General features: G+C 40.0%; 23 protein-coding genes and 2 tRNA genes. 10 read left to right on the top strand and 15 right to left on the bottom strand.

What is annotated here, in order from left to right; genetic code table 11:
- Nucleotides 1–537: 537 nt before the first annotated feature.
- A complete protein-coding gene (murA, locus tag ACJTDF_RS05825) occupies nucleotides 538–1,830 on the bottom strand; it encodes a UDP-N-acetylglucosamine 1-carboxyvinyltransferase (RefSeq protein ID WP_407965352.1) in 1,293 nt (430 codons plus the stop codon).
- A gap of 175 nt (nucleotides 1,831–2,005) precedes the next feature.
- Entirely contained in the window at nucleotides 2,006–2,158 is a 153-nt protein-coding gene (locus tag ACJTDF_RS05830; RefSeq protein WP_198934328.1) for a hypothetical protein, read from the bottom strand.
- Between the two features lie 334 nt (nucleotides 2,159–2,492).
- On the opposite strand from ACJTDF_RS05830, the gene ACJTDF_RS05835 reads away from it, so the two are divergent.
- Nucleotides 2,493–2,567, top strand: a tRNA-Thr gene (locus ACJTDF_RS05835).
- 210 nt (nucleotides 2,568–2,777) lie between these two features.
- Here ACJTDF_RS05835 and ACJTDF_RS05840 read toward each other — a convergent pair.
- The 5 genes from ACJTDF_RS05840 to ACJTDF_RS05860 all read right to left on the bottom strand — a co-directional run bounded on the left by ACJTDF_RS05840 (nucleotide 2,778) and on the right by ACJTDF_RS05860 (nucleotide 5,105).
- Complete coding sequence (locus ACJTDF_RS05840; protein WP_407965353.1) at nucleotides 2,778–3,395, bottom strand: lambda exonuclease family protein; 618 nt, start codon at nucleotides 3,393–3,395, stop codon at nucleotides 2,778–2,780.
- Nucleotides 3,396–3,488: 93 nt separating this feature from the next.
- Entirely contained in the window at nucleotides 3,489–3,635 is a 147-nt protein-coding gene (locus ACJTDF_RS05845) for a hypothetical protein (RefSeq protein WP_407965354.1), read from the bottom strand.
- Between the two features lie 254 nt (nucleotides 3,636–3,889).
- Complete coding sequence (locus tag ACJTDF_RS05850) at nucleotides 3,890–4,081, bottom strand: hypothetical protein (RefSeq protein ID WP_407965355.1); 192 nt, start codon at nucleotides 4,079–4,081, stop codon at nucleotides 3,890–3,892.
- Between the two features lie 10 nt (nucleotides 4,082–4,091).
- Nucleotides 4,092–4,478, bottom strand: a complete 387-nt coding sequence (locus ACJTDF_RS05855) for a hypothetical protein (protein WP_407965356.1) — start codon at nucleotides 4,476–4,478, stop codon at nucleotides 4,092–4,094.
- A 306-nt stretch (nucleotides 4,479–4,784) separates the two neighbouring features.
- On the bottom strand, nucleotides 4,785–5,105 hold the full coding sequence (locus ACJTDF_RS05860; RefSeq protein WP_407965357.1) for an XRE family transcriptional regulator: 321 nt from the start codon (nucleotides 5,103–5,105) through the stop codon (nucleotides 4,785–4,787).
- Between the two features lie 456 nt (nucleotides 5,106–5,561).
- Between ACJTDF_RS05860 and ACJTDF_RS05865 the strand changes: the two genes are divergently transcribed.
- The 3 genes from ACJTDF_RS05865 (at nucleotide 5,562) to ACJTDF_RS05875 (ending at nucleotide 9,139) form a co-directional block, all read left to right on the top strand.
- Nucleotides 5,562–6,434, top strand: coding sequence for a YdaU family protein (locus ACJTDF_RS05865; RefSeq protein WP_407965358.1), 873 nt, complete (start codon nucleotides 5,562–5,564; stop codon nucleotides 6,432–6,434).
- Between the two features lie 13 nt (nucleotides 6,435–6,447).
- The gene (locus tag ACJTDF_RS05870; protein ID WP_407965359.1) at nucleotides 6,448–8,415 is read left to right on the top strand and encodes a toprim domain-containing protein; all 1,968 of its coding nucleotides are present in this window, start codon (nucleotides 6,448–6,450) and stop codon (nucleotides 8,413–8,415) included.
- Nucleotides 8,416–8,533: 118 nt separating this feature from the next.
- Complete coding sequence (locus tag ACJTDF_RS05875) at nucleotides 8,534–9,139, top strand: hypothetical protein (RefSeq protein WP_407965360.1); 606 nt, start codon at nucleotides 8,534–8,536, stop codon at nucleotides 9,137–9,139.
- 413 nt (nucleotides 9,140–9,552) lie between these two features.
- Here the strand turns inward: ACJTDF_RS05875 and ACJTDF_RS05880 are convergent.
- Nucleotides 9,553–9,637, bottom strand: a tRNA-Leu gene (locus ACJTDF_RS05880).
- Between the two features lie 172 nt (nucleotides 9,638–9,809).
- Between ACJTDF_RS05880 and ACJTDF_RS05885 the strand changes: the two genes are divergently transcribed.
- The 4 genes from ACJTDF_RS05885 to dut all read left to right on the top strand — a co-directional run bounded on the left by ACJTDF_RS05885 (nucleotide 9,810) and on the right by dut (nucleotide 13,298).
- A complete protein-coding gene (locus ACJTDF_RS05885) occupies nucleotides 9,810–10,418 on the top strand; it encodes a YqaA family protein (protein ID WP_407965361.1) in 609 nt (202 codons plus the stop codon).
- Nucleotides 10,419–10,430: 12 nt separating this feature from the next.
- Nucleotides 10,431–10,994, top strand: a complete 564-nt coding sequence (locus ACJTDF_RS05890) for a disulfide bond formation protein B (RefSeq protein ID WP_407965362.1) — start codon at nucleotides 10,431–10,433, stop codon at nucleotides 10,992–10,994.
- An 839-nt stretch (nucleotides 10,995–11,833) separates the two neighbouring features.
- A complete protein-coding gene (locus ACJTDF_RS05895; RefSeq protein ID WP_407965363.1) occupies nucleotides 11,834–12,640 on the top strand; it encodes a hypothetical protein in 807 nt (268 codons plus the stop codon).
- A 106-nt stretch (nucleotides 12,641–12,746) separates the two neighbouring features.
- Nucleotides 12,747–13,298 (top strand): dUTP diphosphatase, encoded by a 552-nt coding sequence (dut, locus tag ACJTDF_RS05900; RefSeq protein ID WP_407965364.1) that lies wholly within the window; start codon nucleotides 12,747–12,749, stop codon nucleotides 13,296–13,298.
- Nucleotides 13,299–13,350: 52 nt separating this feature from the next.
- On the opposite strand, the gene ACJTDF_RS05905 is transcribed toward dut, so the two are convergent.
- From ACJTDF_RS05905 to ACJTDF_RS05920, 4 genes are all read right to left on the bottom strand, one after another.
- Entirely contained in the window at nucleotides 13,351–13,497 is a 147-nt protein-coding gene (locus tag ACJTDF_RS05905; RefSeq protein WP_407965365.1) for a hypothetical protein, read from the bottom strand.
- Entirely contained in the window at nucleotides 13,498–13,980 is a 483-nt protein-coding gene (locus ACJTDF_RS05910; RefSeq protein WP_407965366.1) for a biopolymer transporter ExbD, read from the bottom strand.
- Complete coding sequence (exbB, locus tag ACJTDF_RS05915) at nucleotides 13,961–14,785, bottom strand: tonB-system energizer ExbB (protein WP_407965367.1); 825 nt, start codon at nucleotides 14,783–14,785, stop codon at nucleotides 13,961–13,963. Before exbB ends, ACJTDF_RS05910 begins: the two co-directional genes overlap by 20 nt.
- A gap of 178 nt (nucleotides 14,786–14,963) precedes the next feature.
- Nucleotides 14,964–15,215 (bottom strand): hypothetical protein, encoded by a 252-nt coding sequence (locus ACJTDF_RS05920; protein WP_407965368.1) that lies wholly within the window; start codon nucleotides 15,213–15,215, stop codon nucleotides 14,964–14,966.
- Nucleotides 15,216–15,445: 230 nt separating this feature from the next.
- Between ACJTDF_RS05920 and ACJTDF_RS05925 the strand changes: the two genes are divergently transcribed.
- On the top strand, nucleotides 15,446–15,766 hold the full coding sequence (locus ACJTDF_RS05925) for a YqjD family protein (protein WP_407965369.1): 321 nt from the start codon (nucleotides 15,446–15,448) through the stop codon (nucleotides 15,764–15,766).
- A 3-nt stretch (nucleotides 15,767–15,769) separates the two neighbouring features.
- Complete coding sequence (locus ACJTDF_RS05930) at nucleotides 15,770–16,192, top strand: hypothetical protein (RefSeq protein ID WP_407965370.1); 423 nt, start codon at nucleotides 15,770–15,772, stop codon at nucleotides 16,190–16,192.
- A 669-nt stretch (nucleotides 16,193–16,861) separates the two neighbouring features.
- Here ACJTDF_RS05930 and glmM read toward each other — a convergent pair.
- The 3 genes from glmM to tilS all read right to left on the bottom strand — a co-directional run bounded on the left by glmM (nucleotide 16,862) and on the right by tilS (nucleotide 22,309).
- A complete protein-coding gene (gene glmM, locus ACJTDF_RS05935) occupies nucleotides 16,862–18,223 on the bottom strand; it encodes a phosphoglucosamine mutase (RefSeq protein WP_407965371.1) in 1,362 nt (453 codons plus the stop codon).
- Nucleotides 18,224–18,607: 384 nt separating this feature from the next.
- Nucleotides 18,608–20,698 (bottom strand): ATP-dependent zinc metalloprotease FtsH, encoded by a 2,091-nt coding sequence (gene ftsH / locus ACJTDF_RS05940; RefSeq protein ID WP_407965372.1) that lies wholly within the window; start codon nucleotides 20,696–20,698, stop codon nucleotides 18,608–18,610.
- Between the two features lie 153 nt (nucleotides 20,699–20,851).
- The gene (gene tilS / locus ACJTDF_RS05945; RefSeq protein WP_407965373.1) at nucleotides 20,852–22,309 is read right to left on the bottom strand and encodes a tRNA lysidine(34) synthetase TilS; all 1,458 of its coding nucleotides are present in this window, start codon (nucleotides 22,307–22,309) and stop codon (nucleotides 20,852–20,854) included.
- Between the last annotated feature and the right edge of the window lie 650 nt (nucleotides 22,310–22,959).

Consider the following 22,959-nt stretch of genomic DNA (forward strand, 5'->3'; position numbering starts at 1 on the left):
TTCCCTCGAAGCCATCCCGCTCGGAACCACCCCGCTCGAAGCCACCTCCCTCGGAACCACTTCCCTCGGAGCCACCTCCCTTGGAGCCATCCCGCTCGGAACCACTTCCCTTGGAGCCATCCCGCTCGGAACCACTTCCCTCGGAGCCATCCCGCTCAGAGCCTGCCCGCTCTTTGTAAACCTCTGCAAGACGGACATCCCTTCGGAATTCATGAATGTCACCTCACTCTTGCCCAATCCTTTCTCTTTTTCCCCATTTATTCACTGTTTGCTTAAAATCATGAAAGAACCTTGGTTTTAAAAATGACCTACTGTTTTATTTCTCTTCAGCTTTTCCAAAGCATTGTCGACAAAAGATTCCTCTTGATGAAACGCCCGCCCCCATACTCCATTTTTTAGCACACTAGATGCCATTTGCTTCCCCTTTTGTCCCTTTAGAGCTTTTTTCTTTTAAGGGGCCTTTAGAGTTCATTCTTTAGGAATCTTCTCAGGATCTGTTCTTAAGGAACAGTCTTTAATAAGCAGTGACGTATTTTCTTAGCCTGTTACACGTTGAATGGTTGCACCACATTGCGCCAACTTTTCTTCCAACCGTTCAAAGCCTCGATCGAGATGATAAACGCGATTAACGACTGTTTTTCCCTGTGCAGCAAGTGCAGCAATAACAAGAGAGACAGAAGCGCGCAAATCTGTTGCCATTACTTGTGCCCCTTGCAAATACTCTGTCCCCCGAACAAGAGCTGTCTGTCCATTGAGCGTAATTTGTGCTCCCAAACGGATTAATTCCTGTACATGCATAAAACGATTTTCGAAAATTGTTTCGGTGATATGGGCATTTCCCTGTGCTCGTGTCATAAGAGCCATGAATTGTGCTTGTAGATCTGTTGGAAAAGCTGGAAAAGGACCTGTTTTGATATCCACTGGGATAATTTTCCGCTCTGGATTTCGTCTTACATTGATCCCATCTGGTTTTATTTCGATTTCGAGCCCTGTTTTTTTTAGGCATTCGAGAACTTCGACGAGATGATGAGGATTTGCATTTTTCAGAAAGACTTCTCCCCCGATCATTGCGACAGCCATGGCATAAGTTCCTGCTTCGATTCGATCTGCAATCACTTGAACTTTTGCACCATGAAGTTTTTCCACTCCGTGAATAGTAAGGGTTTGTGTTCCTTCTCCAGAGATGCGCGCTCCCATAGCTTTTAGTGCTTGAATAAGATTTGTAACTTCTGGTTCACAAGCAACATTATCAAGAATAGTTGTTCCTTTTGCCATGACGGCTGCCATTAAGAGCACGTGTGTTCCCCCAACGGTTACTTTAGGGAATCGATACCGCCCTCCTTGAAGACCTTCTGGTGCTTTAGCATGCACATACCCCTGTTCGATAACGATTTGCGCGCCTAGACTTTTGAGACCTTCGAGAATAAAATCAACAGGCCTTGTTCCAATGGCGCATCCTCCAGGTAACGAAACATAAGCTTCCCGACATCGTGCAAGCAGCGGACCGATGACCCAAAAGCTTGCGCGCATTTTTGTCACCAATTCGTAAGGAGCGTGTATTGTTGTTATTTTTTTTGCTGTAAAGTGAATTGTCCTTGAATATTGACTTTCTTGATGTGATTTTCGTCCCTCTACAGCATACCCAACCCCATGATGATTAAGAATTCTCAACAAGAGTTCAACATCAACGAGATGCGGAATATTATTCAAAGTAAGTGCCTCTTCAGTAAGCAATGCTGCGACCATAAGAGGAAGTGCAGCATTTTTAGCTCCTGAAATAGAAATAACACCATTAAGAGGATTTCCACCAATAATATGAATAGAATCCATAATGTTTGACCCTTTTTACCCACGCCCAGAGTCTCCCTTAAAAAGGATCCTTCGCAAAGTTTCCTTTTGAAACAGGTGAATACCTTGAGACGTCTTTTTCTATGACTTTGAAACGAATCATTAAGAGATTTGGTTGCAAAAATGCCGTAAAAATACCTTAATCGGAAGTCTTTTTTTAAGAATTATCCTGAAATCGCTTTCGATTTTGTTCTTTTCGACGTTTTAAATTAGCGCGCAACTGCTGAGCTAGCCTTTCTTGGCGTTGCTTTTTTTTCTCATCTTTGCATTTTTTATTATTGTCTTGTTTTTGTTGATCCATTTGTGTCATGACACATTTTTTTGAACAATTTCACCTTTTTGATAACTCGAAGCGCATTAAGCGCACACTCTTGTCCGCCTCTTTATCTTTTTCTTCTTATATCACCTTTTTTTATAGCATCTTCTTTGTCATGACATAAGATAGACTGACTTGCAAGAATAGATCAATGCTCTCTTGCCTATTTTGCAACAATATGGCACAAGGCGGCACAAAGATTTAAAGTACTGGGATTTAAAGTACTGGGATTTAAAGTACTGGGATTTAAAGTACTGGGATTTAAAGTACTGGGATTTAAAGTACTGCGATTCAAAGTATTGTAATTTAAAGTATTGCGACTCAAAGTGCTGCGGTAGCTCAGTGGCAGAGCACTCCCTTGGTAAGGGAGAGGTCGAGAGTTCAATCCTCTCTCGCAGCACCATATTTGCAAGAACACCTCTTTTTTCACAGTGCTTTCTTTATTCACGCAGAAGTTCTTCTTTTTATTTTATGCATGCGGACTCATTTCTTTTATTTTTTCTGCCTTTTTCCTCACGTTTGCACCTTACGTCTTCCCTGAGATTTTCTCTGGAATTCATTGCTTTTGCTTTTCCAGCTCTTTTGGTTTTGCAATACCCTTTTCCCTTCTGCTTTACAAAGAGATTGTTTGAAGACGATGTACCATCACTGCCAAAGCCTCATTAAATCGGTTAATTTCTATTTCGAGCTTTCGAATATAAGCCTCATCGCGATAAGCACGTTTAATCAAAGGGGGCATATCTGGCCAATAGAGCATTAAATCAATCCACTCGCGTTGTGCAATCCATAATCCTCCTTGACATTGTGCTTTATGTTCAAGAGGAAAATTCCGTTGCGTATAATAAGGGATTAAAACTTCAGGTTTTTTTGTTTTGATTTCCAACATCCCATTTTTCCCGATCAAACCATCTGGAGAAGCTCCTTTCAGACGATCCTCTGCCAAAATGAAACCAACGCATTCAGGTTCTGTCTGTGTAAGAGTTCCATATAACTGACGTGCCTGTGGTTCTAATTCTATTCCGCGCCGCATAGGCAAGGTTATTCCCTCTTCAACAGACTTTCCCGTTATTCTTTCCCCAGCAAGCCTCATCATTACAGAGGTATATTTTTGGGTTTTTTTTCCATCTTGTTTTTGTGCGAGAACCATCTCGAACAAAGAAGCAGTAATCAACCCATTACGTGCTTGGCGCCATTCATCTGTTCCTTGAACACAATCAATAATGGTTGGCATTTTAAATATTCTCCCCTTTTATCACTCTTGTCTCTCTTTGAAGATCTTTCTTTTGAACACTCAGCCTCACACACTGGCCTCCCCAACAAAGACTCAACTCCAGTCCTTCTCCCAACCATAAACACAGTTGGATGCACACAACGAATAAGCCTCACACACTGGCCTCCCCAACAAAGACTCAACTCCAGTCTTTCTCCCAACCATAAACACAGTTGGATGCACACAACGAATAAGCCTCACACACTGGCCTCCCCAACAAAGACTCAACTCCAGTCCTTCTCCCAACCATAAACACAGTTGGATGCACACAACGAATAAGCCTCACACACTGGCCTCCCCAACAAAGACTCAACTCCAGTCCTTCACCCAACCACAAGTGCAGTTGGACTCATACAGCGAAAAAGCATTCACTTTTTCTTTTTGCTTACAGTTTTTTATTTCCTGAAATTAATTTTGTACGATCATGAAAAATAAAGAAATGAGGAAACACACCCCTATCTTTGCGCGATATAAAAATCATAACGCTGATGCTGAAGCGCTAATTTCTGCGCCACGGCCTCTGCTTCATATTGTGAAGTAAAAGCACAGGCATTTTTTTGTTGTGGTTCCAATTTGATGATATTTTCTGCGCTTTCAACATAATAGAGTGGCAACCCATAAGAAAGTGTTTTGAGATAACTTTTCATTATTTTCCCCTCAATATCCATTCAACACATCAGACCAGCGCAAACGATGCTGTTTTTCATAAGACCCATAGAGATTGTCTTCGTATTCTTGAGCAATTTTTTGATCTAAATAAGCATGATAAGCATCGCTATTAAAAATGAGAGGAGACACTTGTTCATCCTTATCATAGCTGTCGTCCATCTTCATATTCATATATAATTCGGCGATTTGTTCGCTTACATCATCGGCATGCAATGACCTTAAATCGAGCCGTAAAAGTCGGATCACATCATCATATTTATCGATCAGCTCGAGTACTTCTTCTTGTTCAAGAGGGCCATCATAAGCATCACTGATTTCATCTTCACAAAGAATGATAAGAAGTTCATCCTCTTTAACGAATGGAATATTTTTCATGAATATTTCTCCCTTAGGCAGTTGATAAAGCTAACCTCTGTCTTGACATGATCAAATATAGCGTTAGTCTTATATCCTCTATGGAAGATATGTCAATTATTTTATCTCTAATAAAAGATATATTATGACTTTTGACAATGCTCAAATGAAAACAAGAACGAAAACTATTGTTATCTTGTTCCCATTTTGCTCTGCATTGTTTCTAATTATTTTGAATCCATATATTTTCAACAGACGGGGGAGCTGAAATGAGTGATTTTAAACTACTGCAATCTTGGAAAAAACTTGACCCAAAAACACAACAGGCTATTTTGTTTTGTCTCCGTCGGGTGATCGACGCAAAAGGGTCAAAATGGCCTTCCGCTCCTCAGGAGAAACCTGCAAAACAAGATCAATAAATTCTTGATCTTCAGGCATTGTCCCTTGACCGTAGAGAATATAACTCATACTGACATTAATTGCGTGACAGACATGATAGAGAGATTCAATCGTTGGCTCTTTTCCTTCAGAAAGAATTGAATGTAAATACCCAGCTCCTTTCCCTGCAGCAATTGAGATAGACCGTTTTGATCGTCCACTTTTTTGAAGTGCTTCCTGCAATCTTTGACGCCAACCATCAATATTCATAGCCTCACCTTATAGCCTACCTTAAAAAAATCTGTTTGTAATAAAATTGACTTGCTTTATCTTCTAAAGAGGATAAAATTAACAAAAATTTTCACTTATTTGGAGGATTCGTCATTTTTTTATCCAAAAACAACACATCACACCAGAGTAAGAGAATTAAACAGTCATTTCTCAAAAACCCGTAATTGTTATTTTTCCTTCTTAAATTTCTATCCTTTATACAACCTCAAATTGTAAAATTGCAACTCTCTAAATCCTGCATAATTGATGAGTCAATTTTAAGGAAATACACAAAAAAATGATCCTCTACCAGAATAAAGCGAAACAAAACAAAAACGAAACAGAAACACTTTACAAAATAGTAAATTTTACCGACGCACTTTTAGAGAGATATAAAAATATATTTTTCGCTTTTTACCGCTTCATATCAGACTAAAAAAGAAAGTTTATTGCATCATGAAACAAGTTCTACACTCAGAAACGCCTCATTATGAATCATCGGTACTTCCTTATGTTTGTTGGTACCAGAATGATTTCCTTGGTGGAGTCCGTGGAATGCGAGCGCATGAAATTGGTATTTACACAATTCTACTGAATGAAATGTATGCGCGAGGGCGTCCGTTAGACTTATCAAGCGAACGTTTAGCGCGTCTTTGTGGTTGTGACAAGAGAACTTTTGAAGGCGTTTTAGAGATGTTAATAACGGAGGGGAAAATATTACACTTAGCCAGTGGGCTTTGGAACACACGTTGTGAAATTGTTTTTCATGAACGAGCAAAATTGCTTGAGCAAAAATCTTTTGCTGGACGCTCTTCAGCAAAAAAACGCAAGAAAATCAAAGAACAATTTCAACATCTGCTCAACGCTTCTCCTTTGGATGCTGAACGTAACTCAGAAGCTCAGAAGTCAGAAGAAAAAGAAACACCTCATGGTGTTTCACAAAAGAAATCTTCTTCGGTTGTTTCTTCTACCTCTTTTTGTGACATTTCTTCCCCGAAAGAAGAAATCAAGGGATCTCGTCTTCCCTCTGAGTGGCGTGCTGACATTACAACAGCAATTTCAGAAGGTCTCAGCGAAGAACAAGCACTTTGGCAAGAAAAAAAGTTTCGTGATTATTGGCAAGCAAAGAGCGGCAAAGAGGCAAAAAAAGTTGATTGGTCAGCCACTTGGCGTAATTGGTACCGCCGTGAAATTGAGCGTTTACAAGAAAATGATAAACGCCTTTCTGTTTTGTCGTCTGTTGCTTTTTCGGCACGCTCTGCAACTGCCTTAAACAATGCCCAGGAAGAAACCCTTTATAGCAGCCTTATCAATTATCAAGTTTCTTAACAAGTTTATTAAAATGAGCACACTTTTTGAAATTAAACAAAGACTTACCGCCCAAGCAAGCTCTATAGCAGAAATGCTTCTTCCACAAGGAAAAAAACGGGGCAATTCCTGGGTTGTTGGCAATATTCGTGGCGAAGCGGGACAAAGCCTATCGATCAGCTTAAGCGGCAATAAAGCGGGGCTTTGGTATGATTTTGCTGAAGGGAACGGTGGAGATCTTCTTGACCTATGGTGTAGCGTTAAAGGGATCAGTCTTTCTGAAGCGCTTGATGAAGCACGCGCTTATCTCAATCTTTCTCGTCCAAAGCCTTTTATGGCGCCCCGTCATCACTATCGCGCTCCTCCTCTTCCGAAAGCCAATATTCCGCAACAACGGGTTAAAACATATTTGCACGAAGAGCGTCGCATTCCACTTGAGATTTTACAACGATACCGAATTGGAGAAGAGGGCAATAAGATTATTTTTCCTTTTTATAAGCCGGATGGCACTCTTGCCTTAGTGAAAGAGCGCTTAGCCGAAGATAGTGCAACAGCTAAACCAACGGCCTCTCAGTGTGAACCGATTTTATTCGGCTGGCAAGCTTTGTCCTTCAAAGACTGTGCTTCGACGGATCGAACACTTGTTATCACCGAAGGAGAGATTGATGCGCTTTCTTTAGCAGCCTATGGATATCCAGCTGTTTCGGTTCCCTTTGGCGGTGGGAAAGGAGGCAAACAAAATTGGATTGAGAATGAATTTGATCGTTTAGAATCTTTTGAAACCATTTTTCTAGCCACGGATATGGATACCCCGGGGGAAGAAGCAGCTTTTGAGATTGCTCATCGCCTTGGTCGCCATCGCTGTTATCGCGTCCGCCTTCCTGACAAAGATGCGAATGCGTGTTTACAAGCAGGGATTGACGCTTCCGTCATCCACGAAGCTTTTTTACAAGCTCAAAGTTTTACGCCCAAGGGATTACGTCATGTTTTGGATTATAAGGAGCAAGTTGTAAACTTATTTTATCCTCCTGAAAAACAGCATCTTGGTTATACGGTTCCCTATTCGAAGCTGAATGATAAACTTTATTTCCGCCCTGCAGAATTAACACTTTGGTGTGGAGCGAGTGGCGCTGGCAAAAGCCAACTTTTATCGGATTGCATTCCCCATTGGATTGCGCAAAAAAGCCGTCTTTGCTTAGCTTCTCTTGAAATGAAAGGAGAGCAATCTTTGCGTCGTTTAACGAAACAAACTGGGGGAACGGACCAACCAACGAAAGAAATGATTGAACGCGTTCTTCGTTTTTTAGATACAGGTCTCATTTTGTACGAGCATGTAGGGAAATCGAGCGTTGATGCTCTCTTAGATATTTTTGACTATTGCCGTGCCAAATATGGCTGTGACCAGTTTATTATTGACAGTTTGATGCGCCTTGGGATCTCCTCCGATGACTATGCAAAACAAGAACAGGCTGTTTATAAAATAGTTGATTGGGCAGTTTTAAACGCTGTCCACATTCATCTTGTAGCCCATACACGCAAAAGTAGTTTAGAAAAAGATGTTCCGAGCACAGAAGACATTAAAGGCGCCTCAGAAATTGGTGCCAATGCTTTTAACATCATCACCATTTGGCGGAATCGTTCTTTAGAAGATAAAATTTTTTCTACCCATCAACCAGAGGAAAAAGCGCACTTAGCGCAACGCCCAGGTGTTATTATCAATATAGCCAAACAACGCTCTGGCGATTTTGAAGGAAAAATTGGGCTCTGGTTTGACCCTAAAACTTACCGTTACCGTTGTTCTTCTTCTGCTCCATTAACTCCTCGACGCTATATTGAACAGAACCCAAAGAGCACTTTGGAATCAAATCAAAGCCCCCTTGTCTCTCCCACAATGCACCGTTTTTCTCCCCCTCCTCTTCCACAAGAATCTCCTTCTTTTTCCCCTCCATATCCTCCCTCTACCCAGAAAGATCCTTCAATACAAAAGAATAATTCTCTTTAAATAAACCCTCAACCAGCGCGCATTCCTTCAATCCTCCAACATCCCCACCACTTAGGAGCCTTTATTTCAGTCCTTTTCCTCTCAATAATAAGATCCACCCTTTTCATAAGGAAACATCATGACCCATTCACAAAAAACAAATCCCACACTGACCTCCACCAAAAGACACAAATCTTCCTCCTCCTCTCCCTCCATATCCTCCCTCTACCCAAAGAAACCTATTGGTCACTTAAAAGCCCGAGAAGTGATCATTGAAACGAGTAATCCTTCTTTTCAACCCACATCTCCAATTAGCGCACAAAACCCACGCACTACTCTTGCTCTTATCGATGCCCATAGCCGTCCCATTGCCCTTTTATATAAGAAAGGACACATCAACCAAGCACAATACAAAGCAGCGGAACGCTTTTATGTTTATTGGCGTCAATGCCAAGGTGATACACAAATGAGTCTTGATTTGACCGCTCAAAAAGTGGACAATAGTCAGAGATATATTCACCCAATAGAAGCCCAAACAAATGCTCTCAAACAATTACAAGCAGTCAAAATTCACTTAGGTATTCTTGGGTACCGATTGGTTGAACAAGTGGTTGGTTATGATCAAGCATTTAAAGAATTAAGTCCCTCCAAACGCAAGCAAAATTCTCTTGCTGATCATTTACGCGACTGCTTAGATTTGCTCGCTGTCCACTGGGGCTATGCAAATCGCACAAAGATATCTTAACTTCTTAAAAAAAAGCATTCGGCATATCTTTCATCATCATCCCATAAAACCACCTTCGATTTCCCATTCATTCCTCCTGCCCCTATCCTTGGCACCTACCCTTGTCCTTGCACCTACCCTTGTCCTTCTTCTCGTCTCTTTTCGTTTACTTTTTGTTTTTCCTATCCTCACTTTCTCTGTATAGGATAGCACGCTCTTTTTTACAAAAAACTCTTTTGGACGCATCGGCCTATCTCTGAATTGATCTATCTCCGCAGAGACTTTTCCTCAAAGAGGCTTTCCACAAAAATCTTTCAAAGAGGATTTGCATAAGCACCAAAAAGAGTGGGGAAATATTTTCCCTTCACAAACTGTGTTGCTATATTGAGAAATAAAAAGATCTTATAATTAAAAGAAGAGAAGATGAAATAAAATGGTGCGGGTGGTCGGACTCGAACCGACACTCCTCTCGGAACCAGATTTTGAGTCTGGCGCGTCTACCAATTCCACCACACCCGCACGACATCTGATAAGGAACACACTTGTTCCCTTTTTTTTTGCACTATATAAGGAATAGAAGATTCGTCAACACTAGACTTTTTTTTTGCAAAAATTGACTGTTTTTTGTCTCATTCAGGCTTTCTGAGATCTTCTTGATCTTCTTTGCCTCTTTGAATTTTCGGAAGAAATAATGATCTTAAACACGGTAAAGCTTTGGACAATTTCACTGGCAAAGCGCCGTACAGCGCCTTATTGGCTTGGTTTTATTGCGTTTATTGAAAGCTTTATTTTTTTTATTCCAGCGGATGTTTTGTATATTCCCATTGCGCTTGTCCGTCCTCAAAAGGCGTATTTCTATGCTTTTATTGCAACATTTTTTTCTGTTTTGGGGGGTATTGTTGGGTGGTGTCTTGGTTATTTCGCCTCTGATGTAATTGTCAAACCTCTTTTAGAATTTACCAATCAATATGAAAATTTTCAAATATTATACAATGATACGACTCAAGAATTTTTAGCAGTTTTACTGACTATTTCGGGTCTCACCCATCTTCCTCCCATCAAGATTACCACCCTTCTTGCAGGTGTTACTCATTTTAATCTTTGGCTTTTTATTCTTCTCTGTATCCTTTCCCGTGGGACACGTTTTTATCTTTTTGCTTGGCTTATTCAACGTTTTGGCTCTCAAGCAACCCACTGGCTGTCCCATCACTTTAAATGGTTTATGCCGCTTAGTTTTCTTTTACTTTTATTCATTTATGGGTTATACGCTTTTTTTCTCAAATCATATTTTTCTCTTTAAGACACGCACGCAATGACCTTTTTCCCCTGTTCTTTGACCCAACATCTTTACTGTACACTAAAGAGTGAAGAGCAAAAATTATGGATTTTTATTCTCGCCATATTTTTATTGATTCCCATTAGTATTGCCCTTGTCTTTGAATATATTGTTGGCATTCTTCCCTGTAAATTGTGCGTCATTGAACGCTTGCCTTATTATGGCTCTCTTATATTTTTGAGCATTGCTGCCTTATCAACACGATTTTTCCCCTTCTCTGCTTGGATACGCTCTTTATTCTGGGGTATTTTTATATTCATGGTTATCAGCTTTATCTTAGCAATCTACCACGCAGGTGCTGAATATCGCTTTTGGGATGCTCCGAACAATTGTAGTTCCTCCTCTCCCATGATCATAAAAGAGGCCTCTCAACTTTTAAATCAATTAAACGCTTTTCACTCTCCCTCTTGTAATCAAGCATCCGGATATTTTTTGTTTCTTTCCTTTGCTGGATGGAATGCTGTTGCTAGTTCGTTTTTAATGTTTATCAGCTTCTTTGTTGCTTCAAAAGGAATTCTCACGAAACATCAAAAACCATAAAAATACAAAGGAAAAAGCACCTTATACAAACAAAATCCTCCCCTTTTCATCGTTCTTCTGTTCACCACCCGAGAAAATTTTTCCTTAGAACAATCTTTTTTCCATCAGCTCTTCATTATCCTGCATCATTACAATCAATAAGAAAAAAAGGGCTATAGATGACACTTCCTTCATGCATTTTTTGCTACCTTTTTTCATCACAAAATAGATCAGATAGAAAATGCTCTTCTTCTGACATTCGCCCCTGACGCTCGTCCTTGATGCTCACCCCTGACATTCGCCCCTGACGCTCGCCCCTGACATTCGCCCTTGACGCTCACCCCTGACATTCGCCCTTGATGCTCGCCCCTGACATTCGCCCTTGACGCTCACCCCTGACATTCGCCCTTGATGCTCGCCCCTGACATTCGCCCTTGACGCTCACCCCTGACATTCGCCCTTGATGCTCGCCCCTGACATTCGCCCTTGACGCTCACCCCTGACATTCGCCCTTGATGCTCGCCCCTGACATTCGCCCTTGACGCTCACCCCTGACATTCGCCCTTGATGCTCGCCCCTGACATTCGCCCTTGATGCTCGCCCCTGACGCTCGTCCCTGAACGTTTTAAGAGTCCACTTTTCCTCCAACAGAAAGCGTCTCCAAGAGTGTCCATTCCGCAAAAAAGATTTTCATCCTATAAGATATCTTATGGGGTTTCTCTACCGACTTATCCTCGTTTTTTCTACAAAGGAAATTTCCCTCTACAAAAATTTTACTTCAATAATAAAGTTTTTGAATTGATTTTCATTATTTTCTTTTTATATTTTAGAATAATTCTAAAACTAATTATATGAGTCCAATGTCTAAGCACTTCTTTTCATCTACACCTCAGAAGGTCTGTTCTTCTTGCACAGCACAAGAAATTGTTGCTCATGCGACCCAATTAAAAAAGGACCATGCCGCATTATATTTAAAGTATGCAAAAGCGTTACAATCGTCTTGTCCCACTCAAGCTTTAATTCTTGCTACCATGAGTCACAATGAGCTCCAACATCACCAGCAATTACTTAACCTTTCATGCCATATCAATGCAGGAACCTTAGGTTCATCGCCTGAAAGCCCCGCTTTTTCATCTTTTTCTCCTGCTCAGTCTCCCTCTCAACCTTCTGTAGAAACAGATCAATCCCCCCTTACTCCTCATCAAAAGAGAACTCTTTTAACGTGGGTTCAACCCGGCCTTGCTGGGTTAATGGATGGTTCGATTTCCACTCTTGCCCCTATTTTTGCAGCCGCTTTTGCGACGGGTGATACATACAAAACTTTTTTAGTGGGTCTTTCGGCTTCTATTGGTGCTGGTCTTTCGATGGGACTTACAGAAGCTCTTCACGATGATGGTAAATTATCGGGCCGTGGCTCGCCTATAAAAAGAGGGATTGCTTGCGGTCTGATGACAATGCTTGGTGGTTTAGGGCATACGATTCCTTATTTAATTGACTCTTTTTTCTTAGCGACATTTATTGCGTTCATTATTGTATTTTTTGAGTTAGGGGCTATTGTTTGGATCCAAAATAAATTCATGTCGATTCCCTTACGACGTGCTTCTCTTCAGATTATCCTGGGTGGCATTTTAGTTTTTGCGACAGGGGTTTTTATTGGCACAATCTGATCCAAAAACATGGGATCTCTTTATTGAACAAAACCATATTTGCTTGTTTTGTAAAAAGGCTTTTGTTAGGATATGAACTTGATTTATTTTTTGGGAATTCCTTGCCATGCCTCATTCTTCAAGCACCCCTCCTCGGACTGCTCAAAAAGACACTTTTTCTCACCTTGTACAAAAACTTCCTCTTCGGATTCAACGCCTTGATCACGGACAGGGGCTTGACCTTCCCCATTATGCAACGGCCGGATCTGCAGGTCTTGATTTGCGGGCTGCTCTTGCCCCAGAAGAAATTGTGAATCTCATCCCAGGACAGCGTATTCTCATACCAACAGGTTTTATCTTTCACCTTCTTCCAGGGTACGAAGCACAAATCCGTCCACGATCTGGCCTTGCTTTAAAGCATGGCATCACTTGCCTAAACACTCCCGGAACGATTGATAGTGATTACCGTGGTGAAGTCAAAGTCCTTCTGATTAATTTAGGGCAAGAAAACTTCCCCATCCATCGTGGGATGCGCATTGCACAAACGGTCATTGCCCCAGTTATCCAGGTTAATGTTTGTGAATTTGATCCTACTCAAGAAGAGTCCCTCTCTGCTTCTTTCCAAACCATGCCGAACGATCGCGGCACGGGAGGTTTTGGCTCAACAGGACAAGAATAACGCACGCACTCCTCTTTTTTTTTCAGGGCAACACTCTTGCCCTCACACGCCTCTACAGAGAGACCGATACAAAAACTCCCTCTGCGATTCCCTCTGCCTTAGATCCCTCAGAATCCTCAGAGATAGGCTCCACACTCCCAAGCATCCCAGCGCAATGCCGAGCATACATTCTAGAACAAACAAGCATCCTAGAATGCATTCAATCATCCTCTTCGAGAGATTCACTTACCCTGTGATGAGAAGCAATTGTTGCAGCTTTATGGAGCCCTACAAGACCGATTTTGGTATATCCAGCCATTCGGATTTGATTAAGGAGATCTACAACAACTCCATAATCGATTTCGCTATCTGCTCGAATTAAGATCTTTGTTTCGAAATTACGCTGCGTTTTCTGCAACAAAAGATGAATCAACTCTGTTTTGCTGGTGTGATTTTCCCCAACATAAAGAGCATGATCCTTTTGTAAGGTAATATAAATGGGCTCATCAGTCTGAGGAACAACAGGGACTTGAGTATGAGTAAGAGTAGGCAACTGAACAGGAAGAACCGATGTTGCCACAGGCGCAGCAACCATAAACACAATCAACAGCACTAATATTACATCAATGAAAGGCGTAACATTAATCTCGCTATAGATGCCTTCTTCATTGTTTTCCCAATTATCATACTGATCTGTTTTCATAGCTAAACTGATAATTTTTGTTCTGTTGTTGCCTATCGAATTCACGACTTACAAGCCTTTCGATCGCTGCTGCGATATCGGCTAAATCATTTCGATATCCATTGAGAACACGTATAAAACCATTATAGATAATAACAGCAGGAATTGCTACAAAAAGCCCTATAGCTGTTGCCAGCAAAGCTTCAGCAATTCCGGGTGCAACCACATCCAGCCGTGTTGTTTGGGACTTTGCGATTCCAATAAAGGAATTCATAATTCCCCAAACGGTTGCAAAAAGACCAACAAAGGGCGCCACAGATCCAATCGTTGCAAGAATAGCACTTCCGCAAGCAATACGCCGCGTTGCAGCGAACAAAGAGCGTGATAAAAGTGAATGAATGCGTTCTTTCACTCCATCGATCTGTCCACAAGAAAGGATATCATAAGAAAAAACTTTGCCTTTATTTTTGTGTAAATCTTCGGATTTCATAAGATGAGACTGTTGTGACGACAGATGTATTTCTTTGAGTGTTTCTTCCAAAAAGAAGACAGAAGTTCCTTTAATCTCTTTAAAGTTTGCTATGAGTTCCGTAAGTGTTTGAGCGTTATTCGTTAATTGAAGAGCGCGCCGTGCTTTATATTTTGCAACAGTGAGTTCAACAATCTTGACAAAAGCAATTGTCCAGGAAAGAAGAGAAGCCAACAATAGAAGTATAATAACAGCTTTTACAACCCAATCAGCAGCCATAAACATTGAAAAAGGAGAAAAATCATGCATTGATAATGCACTAGTATCGTTTTCTAAAGGAACTGTAGGAGATGTCATATTATATTCCCAACCCTTATATTTAAATTTTTTATTTCCCCTTTTATACTTCTTGACTACTCTTTATACTCTTTGACTAATTTTTATACTCTTTTTTTTAATGTATAAATCTGAAAAAAAACAAATCATTATTTTTTTATTACTTACGATTAATCTTTTTTATTATCAAGAAGATTTTTTAGATATCATTTATATTTCTTTTTTCTCTCTTATAAAGAAAATCTCGCATTATCATTCCCGCTGACATCATTCCCACTGGCATCATTCCCACTGGCATCATTCCCACTGGCATCATTCCCACTGGCATCATTCCCGCTGGCATCATTCCCACTGGCATCATTCCCACTGGCATCATTCCCACTGGCATCATTCCCACTGGCATCATTCCCACTGGCATCATTCCCACTGGCATCATTCCCACTGGCATCATTCCATGTATCGAAGATATATCTTGTTTTTGCAGAGAACTCTTCTTTAAAGTTTTTTAAGAAACACCTCTCCCCCATTTTTCTTAGAATGATGCCTAAAAAGACTCTTCCTTAATAGACCAGGGAACCAAGAAGATTTTATGACGTTACAAAACATGACTATTAGATTTTTATTTCAGTCAAATAATATCAATACTCTGTACAATATAAGTCAATAGAAAGAACAATGATTATGGCAAATAATAAAACAAACAACAAAACAGATACAGAAAAAAAACTAAAAAAACAGCTGGATCAATTACGTAATGAAATCGCAAGCATCACCTCAACCGTGAGTGACTTTGGTTCCAACAAAATGAATGAAGCAAAAAACAAAGCCGAACAACTTTACAGTTCAGCAAAGGAAAATAGTGAAGAACTCCTATCACAAGCGAAAAGCAAGTATAATGATCTAGAAAAAACGGTCAACCAACATGTTCGTGATCATCCTGGCAAAGCTCTTCTCATTGCGACAGGAATTGGTTTTATTCTTTCTCACTTGTTGCGCCGTTAACCAATGTATAAAGTGATCGCACCCCTTTTGAGCCACCTTGTTGGTGGAGGGATCCAAAGCACTGTCAAGAAAATCCAAATCCAAACATTTTGCTATGGGATTATTGGAATTGCATTATTTATAGCTCTGATCTTTTTATGCATCATAGGTTTTCTTGCATTATGTTTGGTGATGTCTCCTCTTGCAGCAGCAAGTACATTATTTTTTATATGGCTTTTTGTTGCAGGACTCAGCGCTGTTCTTTGCAAGCTTTTAAAATCGTCTTATCGTCACAATCACCAGAAGCAGTGGGAAAAACAGCGTCATGAGCTTATAACAACTTCGGCCCTTTCCAGCCTTACGCTCTTAAACAAACATTTTCCTCTTGTTAAATTAGGGGGGCCTCTTCTCGGGCTTATGACTTATTTTCTTTGGAAAAAAAAATAAAAAAGACCTCCCTTAGAAAGAAGGGGGGGTGCTTTTCGCACATCCAAAAAATGCTTGCTCTTCACCCAAAACCCTCTTCGAAAGGAATTCTTTTCAAGCTGAATCCTTTTTGACAAACGGACCCTTTGCTTTCAGAAATACTCGACCTGTAATCACTTTAATATTTTCTGTAACTAGAATAAGATCCATCCAACAAATAGAACATTTTCTTTAGGACCAACGATACATTCTCTTCGGCTTGTTATCACACAACAAACTTTGTCCACAAGCATATCACTGTTTTTGATAGATCATTTTTTTCAAAGACAACAAGAGAATTCTCTTTCACCACAAGAATATCTGTTTCTCCAATGGAGTATTCTAAAATTCTTTCCATATTCAATACCTATAACAATAAAGCATTTTTATTGAATGATTTTACATTTTCATATCTTCCTTTGCTCATCATAAGAAGAGAATTGATAGAATAGCTATAGCCTCTCTTACTCATATAAAAAGAATGAGAGATTTCTCTCTGCAAAAGATAAACACACAAGCAAAAGGATAAGTTTTTTCCCACCTCTCACATAAATTGACGGCATTGTGCACAAATTTATGGCCTTGTGTATAAGAATTTACAGCAATAAACAGAACAAAGCACACTCTTGTCTCAAAAGTTTTCCGCTCTTTTCACTGCACTGCTTTAGTGCCATCATGCTGCACAAGAACATCGCTGATCTCTGCAACAATCTCTTCAATGACTTTTTGATTGTCGCCTTCAGCCATTATGCGAATTAATGGTTCAGTTCCCGAGGAACGAACCACCAATCGTGCATCTTTTCCTAAACGTTTCTGTGCGCAATCGATTGCAGTTTTGACCTTAGATTTCTGCAATATATTTTTATTTTTAATTGCTATATTTTTTAAAATTTGTGGGACACTTTCAAAACGCTGACATAAGTGGCTCATAGAAACCTGATTTTGCTGCATACAAGCAAGTATTTGCAAGGCAGCAACCAATCCATCACCGGTTGTTCCAAAATCACTTAAGACGATATGCCCAGAAGACTCTCCACCCACATTGTATCCTTTTTGACACATAGCATCTACAACGTAGCGATCTCCGACATTTGTACGAATGAGCTCCAATCCTTTGCTGTTTAAGAAACGCTCAAGCCCTAGATTTGACATAATGGTTGTAACCACTCCATTATTCTGCAACCGTTGCGTTTTATACCAATGCTCAGCAATAACAGCAATGATTTGATCCCCATCGATAATTTGAGCTTTTTCATCAACCATGATCACCCGATCACCATCACCATCAAGAGCAATTCCAACATCGGCACGTACTTCATGCACTTTTCTTTTTAAAGACGTGAGATCCGTTGATCCACATTTCTGATTAATATTAAAGCCTGTTGGCTCATTATTAATTGCAAAGACTTCTGCTCCTAATTCCCATAATGCGCGTGGCGCTGCTTTATAAGTGGCGCCATTGGCACAATCCACAACGATACGCAAAGAATCCAATCGTACATCGCGTGGCAAAGTTCGTTTAGCATATTCGATATAACGATAAATATCCCCTTCCACACGTTTAGCACGACCGATTTCTGAAGATTCTGCTAAAGAGTGTAAAAGGTCTGTCTCAACCAATTGTTCAATTTTTATTTCTATTTCATCGGACAGTTTAAAACCATCGGGACCAAAAAGTTTAATACCATTATCATAAAAGGGATTATGCGAAGCGGAAATCATCACGCCCAAATCAGCACGTAATGAACGGCATAACATAGCAACAGCAGGGGTTGGCACCGGTCCTAATAAGAAAGCATCCATTCCAGCAGCAGTTAATCCTGAAACCAAAGCATTTTCTAACATATAACCAGATAAACGTGTGTCTTTTCCAATGACCACGCGATGTGACTGTTCTTTTGTGCGAAAGAGAACACCCACTGCCATTCCTATTTTCATAGCAAAATCTGGTGTCATAGGAAAAAGATTGGCTTTCCCTCGAATTCCATCTGTACCGAAATATTTTCGTGCCATTTTTTTCCTTTTACATAGATACTTCTCTTACAGCTCCCACATACTGCAATTTTTACGTTTTGATTATTTTTAAAATAAAGAAGAAAATCTCTTATCAAGAGAACCTTTTCCCATTCTACTGAAGATATATCATTATGAATGAGCTCTTAAGAGTTCTATACTCTCCCTTAATAATTTTATCTCTCAAAAATCTTAATTTTCTTCCAGCTTTTACTGCATCCTCCTTCGCAACGCTTCTCTTTTTTCCTCACTGATTTTTTTAAACCCAACCTCATACCTTTTATTCTTCTAAACGATATTCTTCCTGCCCTTAAAATTCTCTGAAGAATTTTAATAGATTTTTGGAATTATGATTCATAGAGCTTTAATAATGATGTGTTTTGACTAAGCATCATTAGCAGGAGTTTGTTTTTTCTTTCGTTCAGAAGTATGAGACTTTTCTGTAGCTTTTTCTTTATTTGCAGAGATATTTCCTGTTTCAGCTTTATCAGATTTATTTGCTTCAGTTTTATTTTTTTTGCTTTGTGATTTTGTTTCAGCATCACTGGTCTCGCCCTTGTGAGTCTGACTCTCTTTTTCAAGACTGAGAGTATTTTTCTTTCCTTTTTTCCCTACTTTAGGCACAACTGAAGATCGCGAACTTTGCTTCTCACTTGCTTGTGAGCGAACAGGAGGTTTGCCTTTAATGATATCATTAATTTCTTGGCCTGTTAATGTTTCATATTCCAACAAACCTTGAGCAATAGCCCACCACTGTTTCTTTTTTTCTTTCAAAATTTTTGTTGCACTTTTGTAAGCATCATCAATCAGCTTACGCACTTCAGCATCGATCATACGGGCTGTCTCTTCAGAGATATTTTGTGTTCTTGCGACGGAATGCCCTAAAAAAACCTCATCTTGATTATCGCCATAAGCAACATTTCCGAGAATATCGGAAAATCCCCATCGTGTGATCATTGCTCGTGCTAACTTTGTTGCTTGTTCAATATCAGATGCTGCTCCAGAGGTGATATTTTCTTTTCCAAATTTCAACTCTTCGGCAACTCTTCCCCCCATCATGATAGCCAAACGTGAAACCATCCAACGATAACTCATAGAATAACGGTCCCCTTCTGGCAATTGCATGACCATGCCCAGAGCTCTTCCCCTTGGCACAATTGTTGCTTTATGAACGGGGTCAGCAACGGGAACACTCAAAGCTACAATAGCATGCCCTGCTTCATGATAGGCTGTGAGTTCTTTTTCCTCTTGTGTCATAGCAGTTGAACGACGTTCAGCTCCCATCATCACTTTATCTTTGGCGTCTTCGAACTCTTGCATTGTCACCACTCTTTTATTACGGCTTGCAGCCATTAAAGCGGCTTCATTGACAAGATTCATCAAATCAGCTCCGGAAAATCCTGGTGTTCCCCTTGCTAATATTTTCAGATCAACATTAGGAGCCAGAGGCACATTCCGCACATGCACTTTTAAAATTTGTTCCCGTCCGGATACATCAGGATTTGGAACAACGACCTGTCTATCGAACCGCCCAGGTCTTAACAAAGCAGGATCGAGTACATCAGGACGGTTTGTTGCAGCAATTAAAATAATGCTTTCATTGGGTTCAAACCCATCCATTTCAACCAGTAGCTGATTTAATGTTTGCTCGCGTTCATCATTTCCTCCGCCCAATCCTGCACCACGATGACGCCCTACAGCATCAATTTCATCGATAAAGATAATACAAGGGGCATTTTTTTTGGCTTGTTCAAACATATCACGAACACGGCTTGCTCCAACCCCCACGAACATTTCCACAAAATCCGACCCAGAAATAGTAAAGAAGGGCACATTAGCTTCCCCTGCAACAGAACGAGCAAGCAAAGTTTTCCCTGTCCCTGGAGGCCCCACGAGCAAAACACCGCGTGGAATACGTCCACCTAAACGCTGAAATTTTTGTGGCTCCCGTAAGAAATCGACAATTTCTTGTAAATCCTGCTTAGCCTCTTCAACACCAGCAACATCTTGAAAGGTGACTCTTCCATGCGCTTCTGTAAGCAATTTTGCTTTTGACTTCCCAAAACCCATAGCGCCGCGTGATCCATTTTGCATCTGTCGCATAAAGAAAATCCACGCCCCAACGATAATAATAACGGGAAGCAACGAAAAGAGTAAATTAAGAAAGATATTATTTCCAGAACTTTCTGGAATAGCTTTAACATTGACTTTTTTGTTTTCCAATTTTTGCACCAACCCTGGATCTCTTGGTGCATAGGTTGAGATCGCTCTCTGATCTACAGTCTTTCCTACTAACTTTTGCCCTTGAATAGTTACAGCTTTAAGCTCGCCATTCTCAACTTTCTGTAAAAACTCAGAATAAGATATTTCGGTATTTCCAGAGCGCTGGCTATCTCCATTAAAAAGAGAAAATAACACAATTAAAACAACAGCGATGATCCCCCAAATCAAAAGGGAGCGATAATTGGAATTCATATTAAGCCCATTTATTTAAATAGAGATTCTTAAGAGTCGCGTTCAACATATAATCTTGTTTCTTCCTTGCCAAGATATAAGAACTATTTATTATCTTTTAAAATGATTTTTCCTCGTCTTTTCCCCTTTTTTCTTTAAATCTTAATTTTTTACTCAATTAAAATTGAAGAAAGATCCTACAACATCGACAATCGGTGCATCTTCTTGTGACACCAACCAATGAAACGGCGCCATAATGCGTTTGATTATAATATTGCGTTGACAATAAAAATGATGTGTCAATTCTGGAATATCAACTCCTTTTTCATTAGAAATCATCACCAACGTTTGCAAAGAAGGAAAATGGGGAACTTCGAGATCACCTTTACCTTGATTGAGACAATCTTTCAGATGAAGTAAATCCGCAGGCCCCACGCATATGGCCGTTGTATCATGATTAATAATTTGATAGCGCTGATCCCATATAAAAGTTTCTCCCGGAGCAATAATTGCTTTTTGAATATGACGTGCTTCGCGCCATATAGCAAGTCCTTTTCGGCTATATTCAATAACCGCCCCAGCCAGAGTAAACCGTTTTTTTTCCAGATCATGTAAACATAATTTTTGATCCAGAGTAGCCAACTTTTGAGAAGACAGCAAATATGAGCTTCCCCCCATTAAAACAATAAAAAGCCCAACAACAAAGGGAAAAGCATGATGTTGCTGTAAAAAGCAAGGGGGCTTTCCGATAAAACAGTGCCCATACTCCACAGTGATATCCAAGGCTAAGATCAAATCTGCAACCTTTTGCGCTTGTACCCGACGGTGCACTGCAGCTTTATGAACTTTTTGAGCGATTTCCGTAAGCTTTTTTTGATGAAGAAAATGACGCACACGCACACGTTCAAATTTTAAATCTTCATTTGTTGGGTCATCAATCCATGTTGATCCCCGCAAAGACAAATAAGCACGCAACGTTTTACGCCTAACCCCAAGTAATGGGCGAATCAAACGCACTTTGCCATACAACAAAGCTTCCCTTGGCATACAAGATAAACCGCGCTCATATCTTTCTTCGTCCTTTTGGGCCAACCTTTTGTGACTATTTTCTTTTGATATCTCCATTTCTTCATTTGCAGGCGCCTTATCCTTTTCCCTATCTTTCCATGGCATTTCTGGAGTTTCGTGTTGAGCCGCTTCTGTTTTCTTTTGACTCCGTTGAACACGCATTTGATAAGTTTCAGCCTGATCATTGAGCGTATGCCCTGTCATAATCAGTGTTGCACCTTGTTTTTGTGCTTCTTTGAACAGCAAATCATACCGCGCAATACGCGCTTTTTCGCTTATTTTTGTTTTTGGTTTTTTGCCTTCCCATCGTACAATGATATGTTTTATCTGAAAGGCATGGCAAATTTTTGCAACATTTTCTGCTTCATATGCTGATTCTTCACGTAATTGATGATCAATTGTTACAACAATCACCTCTGGAGCAATGGGCAATGTTTTTAAATGCTCTTTGACCAAAAACAATAAAGCTAATGAATCACCCCCTCCAGAAACCCCTAGAATCAATTTCTGACAATGAGCAAAGTCTGTTTTTTTAAAAAGATTTTTTGCTAATTTAATGGACACTGAGAACGACTTCACTCCTCATTGAAAGCACTGACACAAACACCTCCAATATTTTAGTCTCTTTTGATTTATCTCCAAGGTATCATGAACTTTACTCTTTTGATCAATCCATTATATACCTCGTTAAGATCAGTAAAATCTCAGAATCATAAAATATTTTGACTTCTCAACCCTACATGAAAGAGGATAGCGCTTTGTAAAACTCTTTTTATCACTCTATAGCTTCAACAGAATACCCAAAGAGCTACAAAAATACCCCAAGTTGCTACAACAGAACACTCACGTTGCATCTCTTAAAGAATTGAATTCAGAACACTTCCTTAAATGATGGCGTCTAAATGAATGGCGTATAAATTCTTTTATCCTCAAGATAAAAATGAAAATCTTCAGTCACAGCGATTATTATATAGCATATGGAACAGAAACCCTCCACAGCATTGTAGAAAAAATGCGCCTCTTTGCCTTAGGGCTGTCTCCAATGACTTCCCGTATTATTTATAATTGCTTTTTGATTATTTTCCCTAGAAAATCATTCCGTGGATCATTATCTGACCGTCACATTCTCTTTAATCCCCTCCCACATCGACTTTCTTTACAGTTTTAAAAACTGATACACCTACCGAGAATCCTATACATAAGGGATTATGGAT

The organism is Bartonella bennetti, assembly GCF_045945445.1.
Lineage (GTDB): Bacteria > Pseudomonadota > Alphaproteobacteria > Rhizobiales > Rhizobiaceae > Bartonella.

Bases quoted from the DNA above. Each gene is read 5' to 3' on its own strand.
- ACJTDF_RS05885 (WP_407965361.1), top strand. From the start codon at position 9,810: ATGATCTTAAACACGGTAAAGCTTTGGACAATTTCACTGGCAAAGCGC.
- ACJTDF_RS05895 (WP_407965363.1), top strand. From the start codon at position 11,834: ATGTCTAAGCACTTCTTTTCATCTACACCTCAGAAGGTCTGTTCTTCT.
- ACJTDF_RS05855 (WP_407965356.1), bottom strand. From the start codon at position 4,478: ATGAAAAATATTCCATTCGTTAAAGAGGATGAACTTCTTATCATTCTT.
- ACJTDF_RS05860 (WP_407965357.1), bottom strand. From the start codon at position 5,105: ATGAATATTGATGGTTGGCGTCAAAGATTGCAGGAAGCACTTCAAAAA.
- dut (WP_407965364.1), top strand. From the start codon at position 12,747: ATGCCTCATTCTTCAAGCACCCCTCCTCGGACTGCTCAAAAAGACACT.
- ACJTDF_RS05830 (WP_198934328.1), bottom strand. From the start codon at position 2,158: ATGACACAAATGGATCAACAAAAACAAGACAATAATAAAAAATGCAAA.
- ACJTDF_RS05865 (WP_407965358.1), top strand. From the start codon at position 5,562: ATGAAACAAGTTCTACACTCAGAAACGCCTCATTATGAATCATCGGTA.
- murA (WP_407965352.1), bottom strand. From the start codon at position 1,830: ATGGATTCTATTCATATTATTGGTGGAAATCCTCTTAATGGTGTTATT.
- ACJTDF_RS05875 (WP_407965360.1), top strand. From the start codon at position 8,534: ATGACCCATTCACAAAAAACAAATCCCACACTGACCTCCACCAAAAGA.
- ftsH (WP_407965372.1), bottom strand. From the start codon at position 20,698: ATGAATTCCAATTATCGCTCCCTTTTGATTTGGGGGATCATCGCTGTT.
- ACJTDF_RS05840 (WP_407965353.1), bottom strand. From the start codon at position 3,395: ATGCCAACCATTATTGATTGTGTTCAAGGAACAGATGAATGGCGCCAA.
- ACJTDF_RS05930 (WP_407965370.1), top strand. From the start codon at position 15,770: ATGTATAAAGTGATCGCACCCCTTTTGAGCCACCTTGTTGGTGGAGGG.
- exbB (WP_407965367.1), bottom strand. From the start codon at position 14,785: ATGACATCTCCTACAGTTCCTTTAGAAAACGATACTAGTGCATTATCA.
- ACJTDF_RS05910 (WP_407965366.1), bottom strand. From the start codon at position 13,980: ATGAAAACAGATCAGTATGATAATTGGGAAAACAATGAAGAAGGCATC.
- glmM (WP_407965371.1), bottom strand. From the start codon at position 18,223: ATGGCACGAAAATATTTCGGTACAGATGGAATTCGAGGGAAAGCCAAT.
- ACJTDF_RS05905 (WP_407965365.1), bottom strand. From the start codon at position 13,497: ATGCATTCTAGGATGCTTGTTTGTTCTAGAATGTATGCTCGGCATTGC.
- ACJTDF_RS05870 (WP_407965359.1), top strand. From the start codon at position 6,448: ATGAGCACACTTTTTGAAATTAAACAAAGACTTACCGCCCAAGCAAGC.
- ACJTDF_RS05925 (WP_407965369.1), top strand. From the start codon at position 15,446: ATGGCAAATAATAAAACAAACAACAAAACAGATACAGAAAAAAAACTA.
- ACJTDF_RS05920 (WP_407965368.1), bottom strand. From the start codon at position 15,215: ATGATGCCAGTGGGAATGATGCCAGTGGGAATGATGCCAGTGGGAATG.
- ACJTDF_RS05850 (WP_407965355.1), bottom strand. From the start codon at position 4,081: ATGAAAAGTTATCTCAAAACACTTTCTTATGGGTTGCCACTCTATTAT.
- ACJTDF_RS05890 (WP_407965362.1), top strand. From the start codon at position 10,431: ATGACCTTTTTCCCCTGTTCTTTGACCCAACATCTTTACTGTACACTA.